25 protein-coding genes are annotated in these 21,835 nt (G+C 64.7%); 8 read left to right on the top strand and 17 right to left on the bottom strand.

The features are described 5' to 3' along the window. Positions 1-13: 13 nt before the first annotated feature. From ACE3SN_RS06190 to ACE3SN_RS06200, 3 genes are read right to left on the bottom strand one after another with little or no spacing between them, the layout of a single operon-like run. Positions 14-1,579, bottom strand: coding sequence for an AMP-binding protein (locus ACE3SN_RS06190; protein ID WP_374528513.1), 1,566 nt, complete (start codon positions 1,577-1,579; stop codon positions 14-16). 6 nt (positions 1,580-1,585) lie between these two features. Then, positions 1,586-2,347 (bottom strand): glutathione S-transferase family protein, encoded by a 762-nt coding sequence (locus tag ACE3SN_RS06195; RefSeq protein ID WP_374528515.1) that lies wholly within the window; start codon positions 2,345-2,347, stop codon positions 1,586-1,588. A gap of 1 nt (position 2,348) precedes the next feature. Then, complete coding sequence (locus ACE3SN_RS06200) at positions 2,349-3,161, bottom strand: glutathione S-transferase family protein (RefSeq protein ID WP_374528517.1); 813 nt, start codon at positions 3,159-3,161, stop codon at positions 2,349-2,351. Between the two features lie 113 nt (positions 3,162-3,274). Between ACE3SN_RS06200 and ACE3SN_RS06205 the strand changes: the two genes are divergently transcribed. Continuing rightward, on the top strand, positions 3,275-4,120 hold the full coding sequence (locus ACE3SN_RS06205; protein WP_374528520.1) for a class I SAM-dependent methyltransferase: 846 nt from the start codon (positions 3,275-3,277) through the stop codon (positions 4,118-4,120). A 27-nt stretch (positions 4,121-4,147) separates the two neighbouring features. Here ACE3SN_RS06205 and ACE3SN_RS06210 read toward each other — a convergent pair whose 3' ends face one another. The 6 genes from ACE3SN_RS06210 to ACE3SN_RS06235 form a co-directional block, all read right to left on the bottom strand. Next, positions 4,148-4,537, bottom strand: a complete 390-nt coding sequence (locus ACE3SN_RS06210; protein ID WP_374528522.1) for a hypothetical protein — start codon at positions 4,535-4,537, stop codon at positions 4,148-4,150. Next, positions 4,534-4,953: a cytochrome c gene (locus ACE3SN_RS06215; RefSeq protein ID WP_374528524.1), complete on the bottom strand. Its 420-nt coding sequence runs from the start codon at positions 4,951-4,953 to the stop codon at positions 4,534-4,536. Before ACE3SN_RS06215 ends, ACE3SN_RS06210 begins: the two co-directional genes overlap by 4 nt. Then, a complete protein-coding gene (locus ACE3SN_RS06220) occupies positions 4,950-6,527 on the bottom strand; it encodes an FAD-binding oxidoreductase (RefSeq protein WP_374528526.1) in 1,578 nt (525 codons plus the stop codon). Before ACE3SN_RS06220 ends, ACE3SN_RS06215 begins: the two co-directional genes overlap by 4 nt. A 69-nt stretch (positions 6,528-6,596) precedes the next feature. Continuing rightward, on the bottom strand, positions 6,597-7,091 hold the full coding sequence (locus tag ACE3SN_RS06225; RefSeq protein WP_374528528.1) for a DUF3237 domain-containing protein: 495 nt from the start codon (positions 7,089-7,091) through the stop codon (positions 6,597-6,599). Positions 7,092-7,102: 11 nt separating this feature from the next. Next, positions 7,103-9,289, bottom strand: a complete 2,187-nt coding sequence (locus ACE3SN_RS06230) for a PQQ-dependent dehydrogenase, methanol/ethanol family (RefSeq protein ID WP_374528529.1) — start codon at positions 9,287-9,289, stop codon at positions 7,103-7,105. Further along, on the bottom strand, positions 9,289-10,146 hold the full coding sequence (locus ACE3SN_RS06235; RefSeq protein ID WP_374528531.1) for a hypothetical protein: 858 nt from the start codon (positions 10,144-10,146) through the stop codon (positions 9,289-9,291). The genes ACE3SN_RS06230 and ACE3SN_RS06235 overlap by 1 nt, the downstream gene beginning before the upstream one ends. An 82-nt stretch (positions 10,147-10,228) precedes the next feature. Between ACE3SN_RS06235 and ACE3SN_RS06240 the strand changes: the two genes are divergently transcribed. The 4 genes from ACE3SN_RS06240 to ACE3SN_RS06255 are packed head-to-tail and all read left to right on the top strand — an operon-like array spanning position 10,229 to position 11,817. Next, entirely contained in the window at positions 10,229-10,618 is a 390-nt protein-coding gene (locus ACE3SN_RS06240) for a nuclear transport factor 2 family protein (RefSeq protein WP_374528533.1), read from the top strand. 13 nt (positions 10,619-10,631) lie between these two features. Further along, the gene (locus ACE3SN_RS06245) at positions 10,632-10,907 is read left to right on the top strand and encodes a hypothetical protein (RefSeq protein WP_374528554.1); all 276 of its coding nucleotides are present in this window, start codon (positions 10,632-10,634) and stop codon (positions 10,905-10,907) included. Continuing rightward, the gene (locus ACE3SN_RS06250) at positions 10,817-11,077 is read left to right on the top strand and encodes a nuclear transport factor 2 family protein (RefSeq protein WP_374528535.1); all 261 of its coding nucleotides are present in this window, start codon (positions 10,817-10,819) and stop codon (positions 11,075-11,077) included. The genes ACE3SN_RS06245 and ACE3SN_RS06250 overlap by 91 nt, the downstream gene beginning before the upstream one ends. Continuing rightward, entirely contained in the window at positions 11,077-11,817 is a 741-nt protein-coding gene (locus ACE3SN_RS06255; protein WP_374528537.1) for an SDR family oxidoreductase, read from the top strand. The genes ACE3SN_RS06250 and ACE3SN_RS06255 overlap by 1 nt, the downstream gene beginning before the upstream one ends. A 30-nt stretch (positions 11,818-11,847) precedes the next feature. Here ACE3SN_RS06255 and ACE3SN_RS06260 read toward each other — a convergent pair whose 3' ends face one another. The 4 genes from ACE3SN_RS06260 to ACE3SN_RS06275 form a co-directional block, all read right to left on the bottom strand. Then, complete coding sequence (locus ACE3SN_RS06260) at positions 11,848-12,684, bottom strand: SDR family oxidoreductase (RefSeq protein ID WP_374528539.1); 837 nt, start codon at positions 12,682-12,684, stop codon at positions 11,848-11,850. 29 nt (positions 12,685-12,713) lie between these two features. Next, positions 12,714-14,183, bottom strand: coding sequence for an aldehyde dehydrogenase (locus ACE3SN_RS06265; protein WP_374528553.1), 1,470 nt, complete (start codon positions 14,181-14,183; stop codon positions 12,714-12,716). A 148-nt stretch (positions 14,184-14,331) separates the two neighbouring features. Then, positions 14,332-15,342 (bottom strand): TonB-dependent receptor, encoded by a 1,011-nt coding sequence (locus ACE3SN_RS06270; protein ID WP_374528540.1) that lies wholly within the window; start codon positions 15,340-15,342, stop codon positions 14,332-14,334. 11 nt (positions 15,343-15,353) lie between these two features. Then, the gene (locus ACE3SN_RS06275) at positions 15,354-16,652 is read right to left on the bottom strand and encodes a TonB-dependent receptor (RefSeq protein WP_374528541.1); all 1,299 of its coding nucleotides are present in this window, start codon (positions 16,650-16,652) and stop codon (positions 15,354-15,356) included. Between the two features lie 198 nt (positions 16,653-16,850). Here ACE3SN_RS06275 and ACE3SN_RS06280 point away from each other — a divergent pair, with 198 nt between their 5' ends. After that, positions 16,851-17,327, top strand: coding sequence for a MarR family winged helix-turn-helix transcriptional regulator (locus ACE3SN_RS06280; protein WP_374528543.1), 477 nt, complete (start codon positions 16,851-16,853; stop codon positions 17,325-17,327). Positions 17,328-17,381: 54 nt separating this feature from the next. On the opposite strand, the gene ACE3SN_RS06285 is transcribed toward ACE3SN_RS06280, so the two are convergent. Continuing rightward, positions 17,382-18,101 carry a nuclear transport factor 2 family protein gene (locus tag ACE3SN_RS06285; RefSeq protein WP_374528545.1) on the bottom strand — a complete coding sequence of 240 codons (720 nt, stop codon included), beginning with the start codon at positions 18,099-18,101 and terminating at the stop codon, positions 17,382-17,384. A 70-nt stretch (positions 18,102-18,171) separates the two neighbouring features. Between ACE3SN_RS06285 and ACE3SN_RS06290 the strand changes: the two genes are divergently transcribed. Together ACE3SN_RS06290 and ACE3SN_RS06295 are read left to right on the top strand one after the other, a co-directional pair. Next, positions 18,172-19,089, top strand: coding sequence for an SDR family oxidoreductase (locus ACE3SN_RS06290; protein WP_374528546.1), 918 nt, complete (start codon positions 18,172-18,174; stop codon positions 19,087-19,089). A 49-nt stretch (positions 19,090-19,138) separates the two neighbouring features. Further along, complete coding sequence (locus ACE3SN_RS06295; RefSeq protein ID WP_374528548.1) at positions 19,139-20,014, top strand: dienelactone hydrolase family protein; 876 nt, start codon at positions 19,139-19,141, stop codon at positions 20,012-20,014. 1 nt (position 20,015) lies between these two features. Here the strand turns inward: ACE3SN_RS06295 and ACE3SN_RS06300 are convergent, their stop codons facing one another. The 3 genes from ACE3SN_RS06300 to ACE3SN_RS06310 all read right to left on the bottom strand — a co-directional run. Next, on the bottom strand, positions 20,016-20,816 hold the full coding sequence (locus ACE3SN_RS06300) for a CmcJ/NvfI family oxidoreductase (protein WP_374528549.1): 801 nt from the start codon (positions 20,814-20,816) through the stop codon (positions 20,016-20,018). Positions 20,817-20,839: 23 nt separating this feature from the next. Next, entirely contained in the window at positions 20,840-21,679 is an 840-nt protein-coding gene (locus ACE3SN_RS06305; RefSeq protein WP_374528551.1) for a p-hydroxycinnamoyl CoA hydratase/lyase, read from the bottom strand. 27 nt (positions 21,680-21,706) lie between these two features. Next, the coding region (locus ACE3SN_RS06310; protein ID WP_374528202.1) for an aldehyde dehydrogenase family protein at positions 21,707-21,835 on the bottom strand (129 nt) is incomplete at its 5' end.

The raw sequence follows: 21,835 nt of genomic DNA on the forward strand, positions 1-21,835 counted from the left end.
GCTGATCGGCGGGTCAGTTAACCATCCGGTCCGAGCCGCCCCAGTAGGGCTTGCGCAGTTCCTTCTTGTCCATCTTGCCCGCTGCCGTCCTAGGAATCGAGTCTATAAATGCAACGGTTTTCGGAGCTTTCACCCCGCCAAGCTTCGCCTTTGTATAGGCAATGATCTCATCCGCCGTGATCCCATCGGCGACAACCACCGCGTGGACCTGCTCGCCCCACTTCTCGTGCGGCACGCCAAACACGGCGCATTCGCGCACCTGCGGCAGTTCGGTCACTGCGGCTTCGACCTCGGCGGTGAAGACGTTGAAGCCCCCGGTGACGACCATGTCCTTCTTGCGGTCGACGATATAGAGGTAACCTTCGTCGTCGAACTTGCCGACGTCGCCGGTGTGGTGCCAGCCAAACTTGCGCACTTCGGCGGTTTCTTCGGGCTTTTCGAAGTACGAGTGCGAGACCAGCACACCGCGCGCGCAGATTTCGCCGGCTTCGCCCTTGGGGACGGGCTTGCCGTCGTCATCGAGCAGCGCGACCTTGATCGAACGCGTCACCTTGCCGCAGCTCGCCAGCTTTTCGGGCGCTTCGTAGGCAAAGCGCGCGACGTCTTCGGGCGGGAACCAGGCGACGATCATCGGGCATTCGACCTGGCCATAGGACTGGCACATGCACGGCCCGAACACCTCGACCGCCTGGCGCAGCTTTTCGGGGCTGCACGGGCTGCCGACGAGGATGAAGATCTTGAGCGATGAATAGTCGTGCTTGCCGATGTCGGGCGAGGCCAGCAGCTGGTAGAGCGCCGTCGGCGGCAGGTACATGTGGGTGATCTTGTAGTTCGCGATTCCCGCCAGCACGTCCTCGGCATCGAAGCCGGGCAGGATCACCTGGGTCGCCCCAAGGCTCAGCGTCGAAAGCGCAATCGGGCCGGCGGCATGGGTGATCGGTGCCGAAACCAGCGCCACGGGATTGTCGGTGCGGCCACCCATTGCGTCGGCGGCAGTCTCGATCATCGTGCCCCAGCCCAGGTTGGTCACGTTGGCACCCTTCGACGGGCCTGTCGTGCCGCCGGTGGGGAAGATCCCGACCAGTTCCATCATGTTGCCGAAGGCATCGATTTCGGGTTCGACGAAATCGGACGCAGTCACGCCGGCCATGAACTGTTCAAGGCTCGGGTCCTGGCCGCAAGGCTTGTCGAGGCAGACGAAGTGGTTGAGCGTCGGGCACAGTGCGCGCAGCTGGGCAACCTCGTCGGCCTTGGACGAGTGGTAGAACATCCACTGGCAACGCACGTAATTGATGTAGCCCGCATTGGCGTCGATCGCGTTGCGGGTGTTGACGGGGATCCACTTGCCGTTGGCGCGCCACATGGCGAGCAGCACGACGAGCAACATCCCATCGTTCGGACCATAGAGGCCGAGCAGGTCCTGGTTCTGGAAACCGCCACGCTGCAGGGCTGCAGCAATCCGTTCGGTCAGTTCCTTGACCTCCGCAAAAGTCAGCTTGAGGCCGCTCTCGGTGTCGATGATCGCGAGGCGACCCGGATCACGGTCGTGGCCGCGGTCGAAATAGTCGATTGCACGCATGGTCGGTTAACCCCAACGGTTGATTTCGGGGCCAGGGGCCCAGACAGTTTCAGGATTGGTAGCGGAAGCACGGGCCAGCGCAGCCTGTACCGAAGGACGGGCGCGGACGCGCTCCATCCAGGCGGCCGCGCGGTCCTTGCCGGCAAAGGCATCGGGCAGCAGGCTAGTCATGCCCGCCAGCCAGCCATAGGTTTCGAAGTCTGCGATGGTCAGATCGCCCATCAGCCATTCGCGCCCGTCGGCCAGCTGATCGTCGACCATCTTCACGGCGTCGGTGACCTTGGAAACGCTGTCGGCGGTCTGTTCTTCGGGGAAGTCCCCGGCACGCACGGCGGCCCAGCGCGCGCGCAGGTCTTCGCTGGCGATGGCTTCGAGATTGGCCCCGGCAAACGCGGCGGGATCAGCGGCCTTGCAGCCCAGGAAGGCAGCGGCGGGCGCGCAACGTTCGGTGATGCGGCGGCACCACATCAGCATCTGCCAGTGGGCATAGGCGTCCTTGGGCTGGAGCGTGTTTGCGCCGCTCTCATCGAGGAATTGGGCGATAAACACGCTCTCGGTCATCGCCTCCCCGTCAATCACGAGGACCGGACCTTCGCCTTCCACCCCCATGTCGCGCATCACGGTTTCGGTGAGGCCGGGGATGGTGTGGCGTTCGCCCGCGAGCAGGTCGATAGCGCGGCATTCAAGCGCCACGCCGCTTTCGCCAAGGGCAGCAAGCACGGCGAGCGAGGGGCCGTTGGGCTGGCCGTGATAAAGGATCGCGTTCATCTCAGCGCACTCCGCTCGCAATGCCTTCCGCTTCGTCGCGGGGCGGGATGTAGTCCTGTTCGAGGATCTCGACGCGGCTGGCCATCGGCGTGCGGCCCAGCTTCCAGCATTCGCGCGTCGCGGGGCGGCGATAGATCGCGCGCAGCCAGCGCATGATGTTTGGCGTCAGGTCATCGTTGGCGAGGTGCGGCTGCGAGAGCGGCATGGCATAGGCGAGGTTAAAGCCGTTAACGTCGGCCAGGCTGTATTCGTCGCTGGCGAGCCATTCGCGCTTGCCCAGTTCCGCCTCCAGCATCTGGATGCCAACACCGATGCGGCGGCCGCTTTCGGCCATTTCCGCCTCGCTGAACAGGCCGAACACCGCCTTGCGCCAGGCGAGCTGGCGTTCGGGCAGGGGGATGCGGCTGATCTGTTCCTCGATCTTGTCCTTGCCGTGGGCGGCGAGCGCGTTGGGGCCGACGAAGAACTTCCACCCGAACATCGAGAAGCTGGGGGCCAGCCACTGGTCCATGAACTTCATCCACCAGCGAATCCGCAGCCGGTCCTGCGCGCTGGCGGGCATCAGGGCGGGACCGTCGAACTCCTCGTTGACGTATTCCATGATCGCGGTCGATTCGACGAGCACACGGTCGCCGTGGGTCATGGCTGGGATCGTGCCCTGCGGGTTGATCGCGAGGTATTCGGGGCTGTGCTGGTCGAAGTTCAGCATGTCGATGTAATGACTGCTGAATTTCACGCCCTTTTCCATGAGCGCGAGCATGGGCTTGCCCGAATTGGCGTTCGGCTCCCAATGATAGAGGGTGACTTCGGCCATCCCGGACCTCTCCTGATTTTTGTATGTATTGCATACTAAAACACCTTCGGGCTAGGTCAAGCGCCATATTAAGCGCACAGTGAAACGCGCGACCGGAAGAGAGGACGAGAGGCATGAGCGATATCGAGATGGAAGACTGGGCCGGCGAAATCGGCGACCGCTGGTTGATGCATATCGACCGGTTTGAATCGATGATCGGTCAGATCGGCACGGCGCTGCTCGACTTCGCGGCGTTCAAGCCGGGCGAGCGAGTGGTGGATGTTGGCTGCGGCGGCGGGCCAACCACGCTCGGCATTGCGCGGGCCGTGGCGCCGGGGGGGAGCGTGACCGGGATCGACATTGCCCCCCAGCTCATTTCCGAAGCCGAACAGCGCCGCCTGGCCGCCGGGCAGGACAATTGCAGCTTCGTTTGCGCCGATGCCCAGCGCGCAGACCTTGGCGCGGGCGCGTTCGACCGGCTGACGTCGCGGTTCGGGGTGATGTTCTTCGAAGACAGCCTTGCCGCCTTCACCAACATGCGCGGCTGGCTGAAGCCGGGCGGCGATGCGGTGTTCGCCTGCTGGGGGCCTCCGCCGGAAAACACCTGGATTGCGCTGGTCGGGCAAGTGATCGGCCAGTTTGCCGAAGTGCCCCAGCGCGATCCCTCCGGGCCCGGGCCGTTCCGATTCGCCGATCCGCAGGCCACCGGCGCTATGCTGGAGGCAGCGGGCTTCAGCGATGTTAGCTTTACCCCGCACCGCGCCGAGCAGCCGCTGGGCGGGGCCGGGTCAAGCCCGGCAGAGGCGGCCGGGTTTGTGCTCGATTCGCTGGCAATGCGCGGAGTTCTGGAAGCGCAGGGCGGGGTTGTGGTGGCCAGGGCCGAGGCGGCGTTGGTCGAGGCGCTGACCCCGTATTACCGCGATGGTTCGGTCATGATGCCGGGAATGAGCTGGTTCGTCCGCGCGAGGAATCCGGGCTGAGCCCGGGCCCCTCGCGGCAGAGCGATATCAGGCGCGCGTCATCGACCAGCGGAACAGCCGCCCTCGCGGGGCAAGGCGTTCCTCGGCGGTGACGCGCCAGCCCTGGGTTTCGAGTTCGCCGCGAAGCGCGACCCAATCGCTCCAGCGGGTCATGCCTTCGACCGTGCGGGTCTTGGGAAGGCCGCCGCGCACAGCGGCAAACAGCGCGGCGTGTTCGGCTGCCAGATCGACTTCGTGACCCTTCCCGATGGTGCGGGCAAAGGCCAGCGATTCGGCCAGACGGCTGTCGAACACCACGATCATGGGCGCGCACAGAGTGGCGGCTGCCGCAGGAGCGGCGATCGCGGCCGAGGCGATCGCCCCGACCTTGAGCGCATCGCGGCGGGTCAGCGCGCTCACATTTTTGTCCCGGTTCACTTGGCCTTCCCCAGGTAGAGCGCGACGGCGTCCAGTTCCGGATCGGTCAGGTCGACCTTGGTCTGCGGCGGCATCGCGTTCTTGCCGTGGCGGACGACCGTCTTGACGTAGTCCGGTGTCAGGTCCTTGCGGTTGGCAAGCAGGCCCATTTCAGGCGGTTCGCCGGCAGCCATGCGCTGCTTGGTGAGCAGGTTGGTGCCCATGCCGCCGGTCAGGTGGCAATAGCCGCAGTGGTATTCGAACAGGGTCTTGCCATCGCTGGTCGCGGCCATGCGATTGCCGCCCGGAAATTCGGGCCGCATCTGATAGGGCGGCGGGGGCGGCCCCTTGCCCGCATCGGCGGCGTGGGCAGCGGGTTGCTGCTTGGAGCAGGCGGCGAGCAGCGCGATTGCGCCGATGAGCAGAACGCGCTTCATGCCCGGCCCTCCTTCGCCATGTCGCGATAGGCGGCTGGCCAGACGCCCTGCTTGCCCGGCGCGATGATCCCGTTGGGGTCGATCGCGTCCTTCAGCTTTTCGTTGAAGCGGCGCAGCGCCCCGTCATTGAAATTGAAGGTGTCCATGATCCGGTCCATCCAGCCCAGGTGCGTGCGATATTCGCCGTAACCGGCCTTGGCGGTTTCCTCGATCAGGGCGTTGAACAGCTTTTTGATGGTGTCGATCTGCTGCGGGTTGTCGCGGTCGAACATCAGCATGTTGACGTTGTTGGCAAAGCGCCCGCCGATGGTGAAGCTGGCGTAGAAATCGACATCGAAGCTGTCGATGATCTTGCGGCTGCGCTGCATCTGTTCAAGCACATGTTTGCCGGTGGCCGGAACCACGGGCGAAAAGCCCATGTGCGCGCCGCGCCCGCCAATCCAGTCGGACATCTGCAGCGGTACGGCCGAAGGAATGCCCATGGTGGTTTCATAGGCGTTGATCGGATCGCCTTCGTGCCACCAGGTTTCGTGCGGCGGGGCCTTGAGGTTCTTGGCCATCTCGGCCTTCACGATCTCGGCCTTGGCCTTGACCACGCTTTCCTCGCCATAGAGACGCAGCGCAACCTGCCAATAGCCGAGGTTGTACTGCTTGAGCAGTTCATCGACGCGCCACTGCGGAATTGCGCCCGGCTTGTCCCAGAAATCCTTGCGCTGGCCCTTGAGCACCATCTTGCCCAGCCAAGAAGGCACGAACACGTTCTGCTCGATCAGGCCCGAGATCTTGAGCGGGGCGATGGTATCGACCACCCAGCCCACATCCTCTGCATTCGGAATGTCGAACACCAGTTCAAGGCTCGATTTCGGCGCGGGCTGGAGCCAGATGCCGGCCTTGGTGACGACGCCAAGGCTCGACTGCGAAAAGGCGAGATCGAAGGTGGGGCCATAGGACATCGGGAACAGGTGCCATGCCGGGTTGTCCTTCATCGCGCCCATGCCGGTGCGCACCAGATCGCCATCTGGCAGCACGGCTTCGATCCCGCACAGGTTGCGGGCGTGGAGGCCGTAAGGCGTATAGCCGATCCCGTGTTCGAGCGCGTTGCCGATCACCGAGCCCCAGGCATTGCCCGGCACCGACATCCACAGCGGCGCCTTTTCGCGCTGGATGTGCTCGTAAAGGTCGAAGAAACCGACGCCGGGTTCGACCACGCAGTAGGCCAGCTTGGGATCGAGTTCGAGGATCTTGTTCATGCGCCCAAGGTCAAGCACGACGCTGCCCGCCATGCGCGGGGCAGCGGTGCCGTAACCGAGGTTCTTGCCGCGCGCGACCGGCCACAGCGGGGTCTTGTGCTCGTTGGCGAGCTTCACGATCGCCTGCACTTCCTCGACCGAGGCGGGGGCAACCGCCGCGCCGGCGGGCCACTGGTCCTGCGGGCCGGGCGCATAGGCATCGGCATAGGCATCGCGGTCGGCATCGCTGGCCATGACCCAGTCCTTGCCGACCACCCCGGCGAAGGCTTGCATTGCGGTGTCGAAAGCCTGCGGGCTGACGCGCGGCGGTGTGATGAGCTTCACGCTCTCCCCTCCTCGATATTTATAACAATTGTTATGATTGAAAGCAGATTTCCGGCGGTATGACAAGTCTCACGTGAGGTAGTAGTACTTCACGTAGTTCCCGTCGGGCTTGCGCTCGCCAACGCCGATCCAGATATGGCGGGTCAGCCATTCGTACTTGCCCCGGGGGGCCTCGAAGGTGGGCTGGGCGCGCAGGTAATACTCGGCGTGCGGCACCGGCTCGCCGCCCTCGAAGGCCCACTTGCGCAGCTTGCCCATGGTGTCCGGCTCGCGTCCCCACAGATAGCCCTTGTTCTGCATGTAGATCGTGGTGCCGTCGTCGGTTTCGAGCAGGTAGCGCGCATCGAACACGGCCGTGTCGTCGGGGCGGAAATGGGCATAGTCGCCGCCCGAATTGGGGATCGCGCGGCCCTTCATCTTCGGTCCGTCGATCTCGCCGCTGTCGACATAAACCGCGCTGCGCCATCCGCCGGTGGGGATGTCCGGCACCATCGAGGTGCGGGTGAACCACAGGCGGATCGCAAAGCCGAATTCAAGTTGGGGATTGTCCAGAGTGGAAAGCATCGGTCGGTTCCTCAGTAATTCGACAAGATCGCCAGGCTGGGCGCATCGAGCGGCACGCCGCGCTTCTTCTTCTCGATCTCGTCGCGGCGGGTCTTGCCCTGTTCGTCGATCAGGTAGGCGTGGATTGCCTTCACGTCGGCGGGCTTCAGCACATCGTCCCAGCGCGGCATCCCGTTCGGCACCAGCAGCCCTTCAAGCAGGATGCGGTCGAAGACATCGTGCGTGCCCGGCTGCATCCGGCGCAGGTCCGGCGTGATCGAGCGGTGCTGGTTCGAGTGGCAGATCGCGCAATTGGTGAAGAACAGCGCGCGGCCCTGGGCGATGGTGTCCATCGTCACGCCGGGGGCCTGGGCGGGCGGCTCGGGTGCGACCTCGAGCGGTGCGAGCAAGGGCGGCAACGGCACTGCGCCGCCATCGAGCTTGAACACCAGCAGTCGTCCGGCATTGCCGCGCTGGTAGGCGGCTGAATAGGGCGGGACATAGGGAAAGCCTCCGCCGCCCCAGGCCGCCATCACCGCGATATATTGCACCCCGCCAACCTTGTAGGTCATCGGCGCGGCCAGGATCGAAGTGCCGGTTTCGATGGTGCGCAGGATCTTGCCGGTCTTGGCCTCGCGGATCACCAGCTGGCCCGCAAGATTGCCGTGGATGAGGAGGCCGCTGGCCGTGGTCAGCACGCCGCCGCGATCCTGCCACCCGGCCATCGGCTGGGACCACACGGTCTTGCCGGTCAGCGGGTCGATCGCGCGCATGGTGGTGCCGCCCGGGTTCTTCAGCACTTCGGCCCACGCCGGCAATGCCTTCACCTGCGCCGCGACGGGCGGGGGCAGGGTGGCCAGCGCGGCTTCCAGCTGCGGGGTAAAGATCAGCGCGGCGGCGGTGTTCAGCCCCTTGGGCTTGTAGGGCTTGTCGCCCGGCGGCACGAACATCAGGTTGCCCATGTCCTGAATCGCGCCGAAGTAGAGGCCCGATGCCGGGTCATAGCTGGCCGGGTGCCAGTTGCGCGCGCCGGGGGTGCCGGGGAAGATTATCTTGGGGCCGTGGCTGAAATCGGCGGCCTCGTTGTCGATGATCGCCTCGCCGGTCCTGGGGTCGATCCCCTTGGCCCAGTTGACGCGGACGATCTTGTTGGCGCGCAGCAGCTTCCCGTCGCGGCGGTCGATCACATAGAGGAACCCGTTCTTGGGCGCATGAAGCACCACCGGACGTTCCTCGCCGTCGATCGTCATGCGGGTGAGGATCATCGGCGCGGTGGCGTCGTAGTCCCACTGGTCCTGCGGGCTTTCCTGGTAATACCACTTCATCCGGCCCGACTTCGCCTCGATCGCGACGATCGAGGAGACGAACAGGTTGTTGCCGCCCGAGGGCGAGCGGATGTCGAGGCTGTAGGGTTCGCCATTGCCGGTGCCGACCAGCACGAGCCCGGTTTCGGGGTCATAGTTGATCGCGTCCCACGGCCCGCCGCCCGCGCCCATGTCCCAGCGGCTGCGCGGATCCCAGGTCTTGACCGCCTCTTCCAGTTCCGGGTTGTCCTGCGGCCCCAGCTTGGGATCGCGCGGAACCACGTGGAAGCGCCAGACAAGCTTGCCGGTGGCAATGTCCCAGGCAGACACATCGCCGCGCGCGTCATAGTCTGCGCCGCCATTGCCGATCACCACCACGCTGCCGGCGACTTCGGGCGCACCGGTGGAATTGCCGCCGCGCGAATGGTCCTCGATCGTGTCGGCCTGCCAGGCGACCTTCCCGGTCTTGGCGTCGAGCGCATAGAGAATGCCGTCGAGCGCGGCGACGAACACCTTGCCGTTCGCTACCGCCACCCCCCGGTTGGCCATGTCGCAGCAGACCGTGCGGTTGACCTGCATGTCGACCTTGGGCTCGAACTTCCAGAGTTCCTTGCCGCTCGCCGCATCGAAGGCATAGGCGCGGCCCGCTACGCCCGAGGTGTACATCACCCCGTCCACGACTACCGGCGTCGCTTCGAGCACGCGGTTGGTGCCGAGTTGTGCCTCCCAAGCGAGGCCAAGCCGGCCGACGTTTTCAGCCGTGATGTCGGTCAACTGGGAATGGTGGGTCTTGCCCGCATCGCCGCCGGGATTGGTCCAGTTGTCGGCCGCCTCAGCCTGCTGGGGCGGGGCGGTTTCCTTTGGTCCGCAAGCGGCCAAGGCTAGGACGGCGAGAAGGGTAAGGCGCTTCAACATTACTGGCCGTCCCACGGGCTCTTCATGTGATAGGGCACGGTGATGAAGTTTGCCTCGATCTGGCGGATCATGCCGCCGTCGATGCGGAACAGTTCCGATAGGTAGAAGCTGTGCGGATAGCGGATCGGCGATTGCACGGTGCGCCCGTCGGTCAGCTGGTATTCCTTGATCCGCCCGCAATGGTCGATGAAGCCGAACGCCATCACGATCCCGCGTTCCTCGTCCACCAGCGGAAAGCGGCGGCCGCGCAGACGGTCATCATAGCGGTAGTTGCCCGCGCGGAACTGCTCTTCGCAGCCCAGCGCCGCGACCGGCACGACATAGGCGAATTCCGGATTGCGAGTGGTCTGTACGCCGTTTTCCACGCGGTCGCATTCCGGGTGGAACTTGGTGCGGATCGTCCCGTCGTTTTGCTGGAGCGTGGAGAAATAGCCGTCCGCCAGCGCGATCATTTCCTCGCGCGGGGTCGGCGCCTCGGCCAGCGAATTCATGATCGGCTTGTCCCAGAAGCGCGGGTTCAGGAACTTGATCCCGCTGTCCGACTGGCGCACGACGATGCTTTCCGCCTCTTCGATCGCACCATCGGCGGCTACCTTGAGGCGCAGGGCAAAGCCCGATTCCTCGGTATGTTCGTGCGTCACGCCAAAAAAGCCGACCTGGCCGGTGCGGGTATCGGCAAAGCGCAGGTCATAGTCGCCCAGCCGGTCGATCGTGCCCCACAGGCCGTCGCCGGGTTCCAGCATGACGTTGTTTTCGCTGGTCCTGGCGTCTGCGGCCCAGCTCAGGCGCTGCGGCGCGCGGGCCTGCAAGGCGGCGAGGTAATCATCGAGTACGGCGTAAAGCCCTGCGCGGTCCATATGCTCTCCCAATCGGACTTTACGCCCTCTTCGCGCTCAGGCATATCTTACCAATTGTTATAAAGACAAGAGGGGAGTTCGGATGAGCCGCACCGCGCAGGAACAGGCCAATCTCGATCTGGTGCTGGCGATGTACCGCGACGTGCTGATGCCGATGGATAGCGCCCGCGTGGATGACTACATCGCGCCAGGCTATATCCAGCATTCCTCGCTGGCCGCGCCGACGGTGCAGGCGCTGAAAGACTTCCTCGATTTCGTGAAGGCCCAGTCGCCCGAAGGCACCCACAATCTGAAGCGCGCCTTTGTCGATGGCGATCACGTGATCGTCCACCACCACGTGATCCGCCATGCGGGCGATCCGGGGCTGGCGGTGGTCGACATCTTCCGTGTCGAAGGCGGCAAGATCGTGGAACACTGGGATGTGTTGCAGGACGTGCCCGAAAATCCCGTCAACCCGCTGCCGATGTTCTGAAGGAGACTTGCCGATGCGTGCCCCGATCCTTGCCGTGCTATTCGCCGCCGCGCTGCTGCCCCAGTCGGCTCAGGCCGAAACCTGCCAGCTGACGCCCAAGCAGGTCGCCACCCAGTTCATGACCCGGTTCTATGAGCAGAAGGACGTGCGCGGCGCCTTCGAAACCTGGGTCGATCCCGGCTATATCCAGCACAACCGATGGCGGCGACCGGGCGCGATGCGGCCATCGGCTTTCTCGAACCGTTCTTCGCCAGCCATCCCGGCATCCATTATGAAATCAAGCGGGTGATCGCGGACGGCAACCTCGTGGCGGTACACAGCTGGGGCCGCTTTTCCGAAACCGACCGGGGCGTGGCCGTGGTCGATATCCTGCGGATCGAGGGTTGCCGGGTGATGGAGCACTGGGATGTGGTCCAGCCGGTGCCGGAAAAGGCCGCCAACACCAACGGGATGTTCTGATGCGCTTTGATGGCAAATGCGTGGTCGTGCTGGGCGGCAACGCCGGGATCGGCCTTGCCGCCGCGCGGACGTTCCGCGCCGAAGGGGCCAAGCTCGCGCTGACCGGGCGCAATGCGGCAACGCTGTCTGCCGCCGCCGAAGAGGTGGAAGGCCTCGGCATCGTCAGCGACATGGGCGATGTCGCGCAGACCGACGCCGCCATGGCCGAAATCGCCGAGGCGCTGGGCGGGATCGACGTGCTGTTTGTCAACGCCGGGGTCGGCGGCTTCGCGCCGGTGCCAGATGTGACCGAAGAATTCTGGGACGGCATCCACCAGGTCAACCTGCGCGGCGCGTTCTTCGCCATGCAGCGCGCCCTGCCGCTGATGCGCGATGGCGGGTCGATTGTCGTCACCGGCTCGATCGGTTCGGTCGCGGCTGTGCCGGGTAATGTGGCCTATGCCGCCGCCAAGGCGGGCCTGCGCGCGGCGGTGCGGATCTTGGCCAAGGAACTGCTGCCGCGCCGGATCCGGGTCAACATGGTCAGCCCCGGTCCGACCGACACAGAGATTTTCAAGCGCGATGCCAGCGAGGCCGAAATCGCCGGCATGCGCGAAATGATGGCTGGCGTGGTGCCGATCGGCCGAATGGGTACCAGCGAAGAAGTGGCCAGCGCCGTGCTGTTCCTCGCCAGCGCCGAGGCGGCCTTCATCAACGGCGTCGATCTCTACGTCGACGGCGGCTGCATCGAACTGGGGTGAACCCTCCCCCGCGAAGGGGAGGGCGCGCCGTTACAGGATGAAGTGATCTCCCGCCGCGCGGATCGTGATGTCGCCGATCGAGACACCCCAAGGCTGGTCGATGGCGTGGACGATGGCGTCCGCGATGTGTTCCGGGGCGAGGCTGGCATAGTCGATGTTGGCGGGATCAAGCCGTTCGGCCGGGAACGTGCCGTCGGCCATGCCGGCGACCATTTCCATGAATTCCCCGGTATTCTGGCCGAGAATGCCGACGCTGGCAGCCTGGTTGACCACGGTGCCGCCAAGGCCGGTGGCGGGAACGCCGGTCGGCTTGACGATCGTGACCTTGACCTTGCCGCGCGATTCCACGCGGAAGCTTTCCGACAGGAAGTTCACCGCCGCCTTCGACGCGCCGTAAACCGCCGCACCGGTCACCGGAAAATTGCCATAGATCGACGAGACGTTGATCACGTGCCCGCGTCCGGCGGCGATCATCGTGTCGTGGGCGGCGACCATGCCGTTCAGCACGCCCTTGATGTTGATGTCGATGCAGCGCTCCCACGCGCCATAGGCGGCTTCGTGATCGGCGATGAATGCCAGCGGCATGATGCCCGCGTTGTTGAGCATCACGTCGACCGCGCCGTAGGCATCAAGCGCGGTGGCGACCAGCGCCTTGACCTGGGCCAGCTGGGTGACGTCGGTCGACACGGCCTGGGCCTGGCCCCCGGCGGCGCGGATTTCGGCGGCAACTTCCTCTGCCGCGGCCAGATTTATGTCCCCCAGCGTCACCTTCGCGCCGCGCGCGGCGGTCTTGAGCGCGACCAGGCGGCCAAAGCCCCCGCCTGCGCCGGTGATGACGATGGATTTGCCCGAAACGTGATCTGTCATGCTGTCCTCTCTTAGGCTTTGCGCCGACGTTACAGCTGCGCCGGCATCGCGTCGAGCAGCATGGTCTTGGTTTCGACATAGCCCCACAGGCCTTCCGGCCCGCCTTCGCGGCCGATGCCCGACTGTTTGTAGCCGCCGAACGGCAGGCCGAAATCCATGCGCAGGCCGTTCTGGCCGAACCCGCCGGTACGGATGCGGCGACCGATGGCATAGGCGGCCTCGGCGTCTTGCGTGAGGACCGAGCCGTTGAGGCCATAGTTCGATTCGTTCGCAATGCGGATCGCGTCTTCCTCGTCCTCGCAGGGGATCAGGCACAGCACGGGACCGAAGATTTCCTCCTGCGCGATGCGGCTCTGGTTATCGACATTGGCGAACAGCGTCGGCTCGATGAAATAGCCCTGGTTGAGGTGCTTGGGCCGCCCCCCGCCGCAGATAAGGTCGGCGGTCTGCTTGCCTTCCTCGATGTAGCTTTCGATCCGTTCGAGCTGGCGCTTCATCGCCACCGGGCCGAGCTGGGCGTTCGGATCGTCGGAATGGCCGATCACCACCTGGCTCATTTCGGCGGCAATCGCGGCGGCCAGTTCATCGTGGCGCGCTTTGGGCACGATTGCGCGGCTGAGCATGGCGCAGACCTGCCCGCTCATCATGTTGAGCGTGCCGGTGAGCAGCTTGGCGGCGGCTTCGGTGGGGAAATCGTCGCGGATGATCGCCGCGCTCTTGCCGCCGAGTTCCAGCGTATAGCGCGCAATGCGTGCCCCGCAGACCTGCGCGATGCGCTTGCCCGCGAGCGTCGATCCGGTGAAGCTGACCTTGTCGACCCCGTGGTTGTTCACCAGGTGATCGGCCGCCTCGCGGTGGCCGGGAACCAGGTTGACCACGCCCGCGGGAATACCCGCCGCCTCCGCCGCCTCGGCGATGATATAGGCTTCCAGCGGGGTTTCCGGGCTGGGCTTCATCACCACGGTGCAGCCGGTCAGCAGCGCATAGGCGACCTTGTTGGCCATGATCCCGAACGGCCCGTTCCACGGCGCGATGGCGGCGACGACGCCGACCGGTTCGTGCACCACGATCCCGGCGGCGGCGCCCATCGAGGCGCGCTGTTCGACGAACTGGAAGCTTTCGGCAAAGTTGGCGATCTGCGCGAGGCCCATCACCGAACCGCCGTGCATCGGCCCGGCAAAGCTGGCGAGGCCGCCCATCTGCGCGGTCCAGCAGGTGGCGAGTTCGGGCACGCGGGTTTCGAGGTGGGCCACCATCTTGCGGAACGCGGCAATGCGCTCTGCCGGGGGCGTGGCCGGCCAGGGACCATGGTCGAATGCCTTGCGCGCGGCGGCGACGGCGGCGTCCATATCGGCCTCGTCCGCCTCGGCGCAGGTCGCGATCACCGCTTCGGTGTTCGGCGAAATCATTTCAAGCTGGCGGCCGCTGTGCGGGAGGACCCACTGACCACCGATATAGAGCTTGTCGGGATGGGCGATGTTCACGCCTTCGGGCAGCATCCGGTACTCTCCCATTATCATAACAATTGTTAGAAAGTATAGCGCGCCCGCAGGGGCGGCGCAACGAAAAGGACCGCAACGAAAAGGGGCGACCGTTGCCGGCCGCCCCTTCGCGTATTCCCCACCTGGTTTATCAGGTCTGGGTCGATCAGAAGTCCTTCTTGACCGTGATCGCCCATTCACGCGGACGACCCACCTGCGAGTAGATCGTGCCCGAGAAGGCATAGACCGCCGCAAAGCGGAACGGGTTGTAGTACTTGTTGAACATGTTCTGGACTTCGAACGCGATCGACAGGTCTTCGTCGGCGTTCTTCCAGGTGATGCGGGCGTTGCCCAGGGTCACCGCCGGGAAGTAGTCGATCGGAGCACCGGCAGAGACGCGACCGGCACTGGTCTTGCCAGTGTAGGACAGGTCGAAGCGCGGCGTGATCGAGCCGGCCGAGCCGAAGTCGAACTTGTACTGGGCGTCAAAGCTCCACTTCCAGTCCGGCGTCACGATCGGGTCGGTGATCAGGATCGCATTGCCGACGCGCGGGTCGATGGTCGACCAGTTGCCATAGAGGTGGCTGAGCGAGGCATCGATGTCGAAGCCTTCCCACGGCGAGGCGAACATTTCGACTTCGAAGCCCTTGATCTTGCCGCTACCCGCGTTCTGGCGGGCGCCGCAGGGAGCCAGCGAGCCCAGCGAGGCGCAGCTGATCAGGGGAAGCTGGATGTCCTTGTAGTCGTTGAGGAAGGCCGCAATGTTCAGGCGCAGCTTGCGATCGAACAGGTCGGTCTTGAGGCCGGCTTCGTAAGCAGTAACGGTTTCCGGACCGAAGCTGCCGTTGAGCGCCTGGGCGGCGTCGAACGGACGGGCGGTCACGCCGCCGCCCTTGAAGCCGGTGCCGACCGTGACATAGGCCAGCACTTCGGGCGAGAAGCGATAGTCAGCCGAAATGCGCCAGTCCCACTTGCTGCCGTCATAGACGGCCTTCACGCCGTCGAGCGCGCCAAGGAAGGTCGAGACCGTGCCGTTGTAGTTCTTGCGAACGAAGGTGTAGTCCTTGTGTTCCTTGGTGTAGCGCAGACCGCCGGTCAGGGTCATGGCTTCGGTCGGGTGCAGGATCACGGTGCCGAAGGCCGCACGGCTGTCGGCGTTGACCGGGTCGTTGCCCATGAACTGGAAGTTCAGGCCCGGCGCGATGTAACGGATGTCCTGCCGGTGAAGTAGACCGACTTCTGGTCCGAATAGAACCCGCCGAGGGTGAACTCGGCCAGATCGCCGATCTTGCCGTTCAGGCGCAGTTCCTGGCTGAAGAACCAGAACGACAGGTCGTTGTAACCGCCGGCGGCCTTGGCCGGGTTGGCGGTGAAGTCATCGTCGGTGCCCCAGATCTGGCGATAGTCGCGATACGCGGTGATCGACTGGATGTTGAGCGAATCCGACAGGTCGAACTTGGCATTGGCCGAAACGCCCCAGCCATCGAACTTGGTACGGTTGGGCATGAAGTAGCCCTGGGCGACCTGGCCGCCAGCCGGCAGATAGAAGCTGGCATAGGTGCACCACTTGCCGCAGTTGAAATCGGCCATCGAAGGCGAAGTCTGCGTCACCACTTCGGCCGCGTTCGCACGGTCTTCATGGGTGTAGTCGGCGGTGATGGTGATATCCATGCCCGGCGTCGGGTTGAAGCGCAGCGAACCGCGCACGCCCGCGTAGTTCACTTCGCCGAGCTTCGACATTACGCAGTCCGAGCCCGAGCCCGGGAAACCGGTGATGCCATAGGTGTTGCCGGGGTGTGCACAGCCATAGTCGACCTGGTCGACATAGCCGTTCTGGTGCTTGTAGACGCCCGAAATGCGGCCATAGACGCCGTCAGCCAGCACGACGTTGGCCGAGGCGCGGAGGTCGGTGCGCTGGCGGCTGCCGTAGACTGCCTGGATCATGCCGCTGTTTTCGTCGGAAGGCTTCTTCGAAAACAGCTTGATCGCGCCGCCGATCGAGTTGCGGCCGGTCAGCGTGCCCTGCGGGCCGCGCAGGATTTCGACGCGTTCAAGGTCGAGCAGGTCGAAGATGCCGCCGGTCAGCGTGGCGTAGTAGACATCGTCGACATACATGCCGACGCCCGGTTCATAGGCCGGGTTGAAGTCGTACTGACCGATGCCGCGGATCGAGGCGCCGAGCGAGGAACCATAGGCGCCGCCCATCGCGTTCAGCGACACGTTCGGGGCCTGGGCCGCGATCTTGGAAAGATCCGTCTGGTTGCGCGATTCAAGCAGGCCGGCGTCGACCGCGGTGATCGACAGCGGGGTGTCCTGCAGCTTCTGTTCGCGGAACTGTGCGGTAACGACGATTTCGCGGCCGGCTTCGCCCTGATCGTCGGCGTTGTCCTGCGCGAAGGCGGGGGCGGCGATGCCCATCGCAATCGCCGATGCGCCAACGGCAAAGCCGAGGCGCGCAAGGTTAATCATGCCAGAATGCTTGGCCATCTTCCCTCTCCTGTTCTGGCCTCTAATGCGGGCCACTCCAAACCGATTGTCAGTGATACATACAAAATTTGTTTCTGCAATAGCCATCAATGACGCTACGTTCATCGCCCTTGAAGTGCGGCTTTTTTATCACGATTGTTATGAAGATACGCAATCCGGCCTTGCGCATGGAGTGGTGCAAGGCAATAGGCTCTGACCATGAGCGCTTCGCACAAACCGGCCAATCAGGCGGCCTTCGATCTGCTGATTCGATTGCTCAAGCTGGGCAGTTTCATCAACGTGCCGATGAAGGAGGGCGTTTGCGATCCCTCGGGCTTCAGCCAGATCGAACTCAAGGTGATGATGGCGCTCGCCGGTGAGGGCGATCTGGCCGGGCACGACCTGGTCGAAATCATGGGCGTGCCGGCCATGAACGTCAGCCGCGCGCTGGCGGTCCTGCGCGAACGCGGCCTGATCGAAGAGGCGAGCGATCCCGAAAATCGGCGCCGCCGTCCGGTCCGCCTGTCTCCGTCCGGGTGGGAGGCCTACAACCGGATGGTGCCGTCGATCGATGCCCTGGCAAGCGATCTGCTCGGCAAGTTGACCGAACGCCAGCAGCGCGAGTTTGCGGCGCTTTCGGACAAGGTCATCGCCGCGATGATCGCATGGACCGCCGCGCACCACGCAAATTCGTGAGCCTGCTGCCGGCGGGCGGGGGCGCCGGGGCGCTCCCCTTTCACCCGGCCTGGCTCAGGGCCACTTCTTCTGCAGCTTGGTGAAGTTTTCCACCACGAAAGCCGCGCCCAGCACAGGGTGGGCAAAGCTCATCGCCACTTCCTGGCGGTTCGGCCAGGTCGGGCGCCAGTCTTCCTCGGCCAGGATCACGTCGGGCCCGATCGGGTTGGCGGGGAAGCATTCGGCGGCAGGCTGAAGGTGCGCCACGGTGTGCGCCCAGCCGGTTTCATAGTCGGCCTGCCACTGCATCATGTAATTGAGGCGCTTGATCTTCCAGACGCCGTCTTCGCGCACGTAGTCGTTTTCATAGATGCCTGCCTCCCAGAACTGCTGGGGCATGCCTTCGGGGATGGCGTCCTTGATCGCATCGTGCCAGCCGCCCGCAAGGATGCCGCGGAAGCGGCCCTTGGCGGTCTTGCGATCGGGTGCCACGGTGATCACGTCCTGAAGCTGGAAATGGTCGAGCAGCAAGCCCTTGACCGGGCCGCGCTTGCCGCCGGTGAACAGGTTCTGGAACCAGGTGCCGTAAAGCCGCACGATCCCGGCATGGCCGCGGTATTCACCCGAAAGGAACACCACCGCGCCATCTTCGGAAAACAGCCCGGCAACCTCTTCGGGGCGGTTATAGTCGATGTAATAGCCATAGGCCATCTGCAGGCGGCGGATCGCGGCCTGGTCTTCCAGCTCGTTTACGCGGTTTTCCAGCGCAGCGAGCCGCGCGTCCAAATCAGCCATTTCGACTCTCCCAAAAACTTTGTATGTAACACTAACAATTGTTCGCGTTTTGGCGAGAGGGAAAATCGAGATGAGCGAATGGAATGGCCGCGTGGCCTTCATCACCGGCGGCGTTTCGGGGCTGGGGCTGGGCATTGCCCAGGCGTTCAGCGACGCGGGGATGCGCCTGGCGCTGTCCTATCGCAACGAGGAGTACCGGGCGCAGGCCGCCAAGTGGTTCGCCGATAACGGGCGCGAGGAACCGCTGTGGGTGAAGCTCGACGTGATGGACCGCGATGGCTGGGCCGCCGCCGCCGATGCGGTGGAGGCGCACTTCGGCGAGGTCCACGTGCTGTGCAACAATGCCGGCGTCAGCGTGTTCGGTGACACCGCCGAGGCCAGCCATGCCGATTTCGACTGGATCATGGGCGTCAATTTCGGCGGAGTGGTGAACGGGATCGTCGCCTTCCTGCCCAAGCTCAAAAAGGCTAGAGGCCGCCGCCACGTCACCAACATCGCCAGCATGGCGGCCTACCTCTCCGGCCCGCAGGCGGGGATCTATACCGCCAGCAAGTTCGCGGTGCGCGGCCTGACCGAATCGCTGCGCTACAACCTGGTGCCGCACGGGATCGGCTGCACGCTGGTCTGCCCGGCGCTGATCCGCACCAATGCCTGGGATTCGGCCTTCCGCCGCCCGGCCGAATTTGCCGGCAGCGGCTTTGGCGAGGTCAACCGGGCCGAGCTCGAACAGTTCGGCACGGCGTTTCAGGCCGGGATGGACCCGCACGAAGCCGGGACCAAGATCGTCGCGGGGATGAGCGCCGGGCAGGGCCTGGTCTTCACCCACCCCGAATTCGCCGAGGACTTCAAGGCGATCTACGAGGAAAGCCTGGCCGCCCTGCCGGACGAGGTTGCCCCGCCCGAACGCCTCGAGGTTGAGCGGATACGGCGCGAGGCCAACAAGGCCGCGCTGGCGGGCAAGACCATCAGCATCAACGACCTGACCTAGACACCTGTCTGCACGCGGCTATTCTCCTCCCTCAATCGGGAGAACAGCCATGTGCGATGAATTCACCGCGAGTGAAGAAGAAGCCGCGCTCGCGGCCAAGGGCGTGAGCCGCCGCGAATTTGCAGCGATCGGCGCGGCGGGCGTGCTGGCGGCCTGCACCGGCGGCACCAGCGAGGCCAAGGGCAAGTCCGCGCTCAAGGAAGCGGCCGTCACATTCGCGACGCCTGACGGCACGGCGGATGGCTTCTTCGTTCATCCGGCCAAGGGCAAGCACCCCGGCGTGCTGCTGTGGCCCGATATCGCGGGGCTGCGCGATGCTTATAAGGAAATGGCGCGGCGGCTGGCTGGCGAAGGCTATGCGGTGCTGGTGATCAACCACTATTATCGCTCCAGCCCGGCACCGATCATGGCGAGCATGGCGGAATGGCGAACGCCCGAGGGGCAGGCCAAGCTCAAGCCGATGATTGCGGCGCTCAGCCCTGCCGGGACCACCAGCGATGCCAAGGCGGCGATTGCTTTCCTTGACGCGCAGAAGGCGGTCGATACCAAGCGCGGGATCGGCACCCAGGGCTATTGCATGGGCGGGCCCTATACCGTGCGCACGGCGGCTGCCATGCCGGATCGGGTTCGCGCCGCGGCCTCGTTCCACGGCGGCGGGCTGGTGACCGACGCGCCCGACAGCCCGCACCGCCTGCTGGCCAGCACCAAGGCGAGCTTCCTCTTCGCGATTGCCCGCAACGACGATGCCCGTGCGCCGGGTGACAAGGATGCGCTGCGCGAAGCCGCCAAGGCGGCGGGGCGGCCCGCCGAGATCGAGGTTTACAACGCCGACCACGGCTGGTGCACGCTGGACGCGCCGGTTTACGACAAGGCCGAGGCGGAACGCGCCTGGGGCCGGATGCTGGCGCTCTACAAGGCGCTGTAGGTCAGGCCCACCAGAAGCAGGTCGCGCGCATTTCGATGGAGATGCGCGGCGGTGCGTCGACCGGGGCCAGCGGATCGTCGAAGGCGACGTGGGGCACGCAGTGCGCGCGCGCCGGATCGCTGTCGTTGGTCTTGAACAGCACCGCCTCGTCCGCTGACAGGTCCGGATAGAAATACCACTGGTGCTGCGGGGCATGGGCCACGACCCAGCTTTCGAAGCTCCATTCCGGCGCGCCGTTTGGAGGATCGAAGATCGCGTCGGCCACGATCAGGTCTTGCGGCGCGAAACTGCGCGCATCGCAGAAGGCCAGCGGCACGTCCTGCGGGGCCGGGCTGAGCGCGCGCCACAGGTTGTAGGCGGCGCAGCGCTTGAACGCGCGGCCATTCGCGCCGCGCCGCGCAAACTCGGCGGCGGTTTCATCGTTGATGTCGATATGGGCAAAGCGCGCGGGGTGCGAATTGTCGCTCGATCCCGCCTTGCCGCTCTTTTCCGAGAACCGCAGGATACCGGGGGCATTGACCTGCACTTCGTCGGCGCCGGTGATCTGCTTGATGAGGTCCGCAACTTCGGCGCGGTGGATTGCGGCAAGCGCCTCGCGGTCGGTCCAGTCGGTGATCGCGGACTTGTGGCGGACCAACTGGAAGCCCTCGCGATCGACATGCGCGTCCAGTGCGCGGGCATCGTGCACCGGCATGGGGTGAAGTTCGACCGGAACCCGGTCCTTCTCATGCGCATTGGCATAGTAGAAGGGCCGGGTGCCGTCGCTGGCAACATAGGCGATCTGGGCAATCCGCTGGGTCATCGCACTATCTTGCCTTTCCGGGGTTACTTGACCTTGCTGGTGTCGAAGGTGCCAAGGCCGGGCTTGAAGCTCTTTTCGTCAAGGAACTGACGGGTCGCTTCCTTGCGGGCCGCAGCACCGCCGAAGCTGTGCAGGGCTTCCTGGGCGCGGATCTGGTATTCGAGGCCATTGTCATAGGTCATGTCGACCATCCGGCGCATGGTCCACTTGGTGGCGCGCAAGGCATGGGTGTCCTTCTTCTTGAGCGCGTTGGCGATTTCGAGCACGCGGTCCTTCAGGCGCTCGGCCGGGACGGCTTCGGTCACCAGACCCTGTTCCTCGGCCTGCTTGCCCGACAGGTTTTCACCCATCATCGCGTGGTACATCGCCTTGCGGAACGGCATCAGTTCCTGCGCGACCTTGGACGCGCCGCCGCCGGGCAGGATGCCCCAGTTGATTTCCGACAGGCCGAACTGCGCGTCTTCCGAAGCAATCGCGATGTCGCAGCCGAACAGCGGGCCATAGCCGCCGCCAAAGCACCAGCCGTTGATCATCGCGATGGTCGGCTTTTCATACCAGCGCAGGCGTTCGAACCAGCCATAGCTTTCGCGCTGCGACTTGCGGATCGCCCACAGGCCCTGTTCCTCGGTTTCGCGGAAGTATTCCTTGAGGTCCATGCCCGCGGTCCAGGCATCGCCCTCGCCGGTCAGCACCAGCACCTTCACGTCGTCGCGGAATTCCAGTTCTTCCAGCACCTGCTTCATGCGGCGGTTGAGCTTGGGGCTCATGCAGTTGCGCTTTTCGGGGCGATTGAACGAGACCCAGGCGATGTCGTCCTCGACAGTGAAGGCAACGGTATCTTCTTCGGCGCGATCGGCAGCCATGATGGTAATCCTCTGCTTTGAATGGAGTTAGATCGGAAAATGTCCGGGCTGGGTTTCGACGGTGATCCAGCGGGTTTCGGTGAAGCTGTCGATGCCCTGCTTGCCGCCGAAGCGGCCATAGCCCGAAGCTCCGACGCCGCCGAAGGGCATCTGGGC

It is taken from the genome of Novosphingobium sp., from assembly GCF_041915465.1.
Lineage (GTDB): Bacteria > Pseudomonadota > Alphaproteobacteria > Sphingomonadales > Sphingomonadaceae > Novosphingobium.

Coding starts and splice junctions, on each gene's coding strand:
- ACE3SN_RS06250 (WP_374528535.1), top strand. CDS start 10,817: ATGGCGGCGACCGGGCGCGATGCGGCCATCGGCTTTCTCGAACCGTTC.
- ACE3SN_RS06290 (WP_374528546.1), top strand. CDS start 18,172: ATGAGCGAATGGAATGGCCGCGTGGCCTTCATCACCGGCGGCGTTTCG.
- ACE3SN_RS06195 (WP_374528515.1), bottom strand. CDS start 2,347: ATGAACGCGATCCTTTATCACGGCCAGCCCAACGGCCCCTCGCTCGCC.
- ACE3SN_RS06285 (WP_374528545.1), bottom strand. CDS start 18,101: ATGGCTGATTTGGACGCGCGGCTCGCTGCGCTGGAAAACCGCGTAAAC.
- ACE3SN_RS06200 (WP_374528517.1), bottom strand. CDS start 3,161: ATGGCCGAAGTCACCCTCTATCATTGGGAGCCGAACGCCAATTCGGGC.
- ACE3SN_RS06215 (WP_374528524.1), bottom strand. CDS start 4,953: ATGAAGCGCGTTCTGCTCATCGGCGCAATCGCGCTGCTCGCCGCCTGC.
- ACE3SN_RS06245 (WP_374528554.1), top strand. CDS start 10,632: ATGCGTGCCCCGATCCTTGCCGTGCTATTCGCCGCCGCGCTGCTGCCC.
- ACE3SN_RS06190 (WP_374528513.1), bottom strand. CDS start 1,579: ATGCGTGCAATCGACTATTTCGACCGCGGCCACGACCGTGATCCGGGT.
- ACE3SN_RS06265 (WP_374528553.1), bottom strand. CDS start 14,183: ATGCTGCCCGAAGGCGTGAACATCGCCCATCCCGACAAGCTCTATATC.
- ACE3SN_RS06305 (WP_374528551.1), bottom strand. CDS start 21,679: ATGGCTGCCGATCGCGCCGAAGAAGATACCGTTGCCTTCACTGTCGAG.
- ACE3SN_RS06240 (WP_374528533.1), top strand. CDS start 10,229: ATGAGCCGCACCGCGCAGGAACAGGCCAATCTCGATCTGGTGCTGGCG.
- ACE3SN_RS06230 (WP_374528529.1), bottom strand. CDS start 9,289: ATGTTGAAGCGCCTTACCCTTCTCGCCGTCCTAGCCTTGGCCGCTTGC.
- ACE3SN_RS06205 (WP_374528520.1), top strand. CDS start 3,275: ATGAGCGATATCGAGATGGAAGACTGGGCCGGCGAAATCGGCGACCGC.
- ACE3SN_RS06260 (WP_374528539.1), bottom strand. CDS start 12,684: ATGACAGATCACGTTTCGGGCAAATCCATCGTCATCACCGGCGCAGGC.
- ACE3SN_RS06275 (WP_374528541.1), bottom strand. CDS start 16,652: ATGGCCAAGCATTCTGGCATGATTAACCTTGCGCGCCTCGGCTTTGCC.
- ACE3SN_RS06280 (WP_374528543.1), top strand. CDS start 16,851: ATGAGCGCTTCGCACAAACCGGCCAATCAGGCGGCCTTCGATCTGCTG.
- ACE3SN_RS06270 (WP_374528540.1), bottom strand. CDS start 15,342: ATGGGCAACGACCCGGTCAACGCCGACAGCCGTGCGGCCTTCGGCACC.
- ACE3SN_RS06295 (WP_374528548.1), top strand. CDS start 19,139: ATGTGCGATGAATTCACCGCGAGTGAAGAAGAAGCCGCGCTCGCGGCC.
- ACE3SN_RS06235 (WP_374528531.1), bottom strand. CDS start 10,146: ATGGACCGCGCAGGGCTTTACGCCGTACTCGATGATTACCTCGCCGCC.
- ACE3SN_RS06300 (WP_374528549.1), bottom strand. CDS start 20,816: ATGACCCAGCGGATTGCCCAGATCGCCTATGTTGCCAGCGACGGCACC.
- ACE3SN_RS06225 (WP_374528528.1), bottom strand. CDS start 7,091: ATGCTTTCCACTCTGGACAATCCCCAACTTGAATTCGGCTTTGCGATC.
- ACE3SN_RS06255 (WP_374528537.1), top strand. CDS start 11,077: ATGCGCTTTGATGGCAAATGCGTGGTCGTGCTGGGCGGCAACGCCGGG.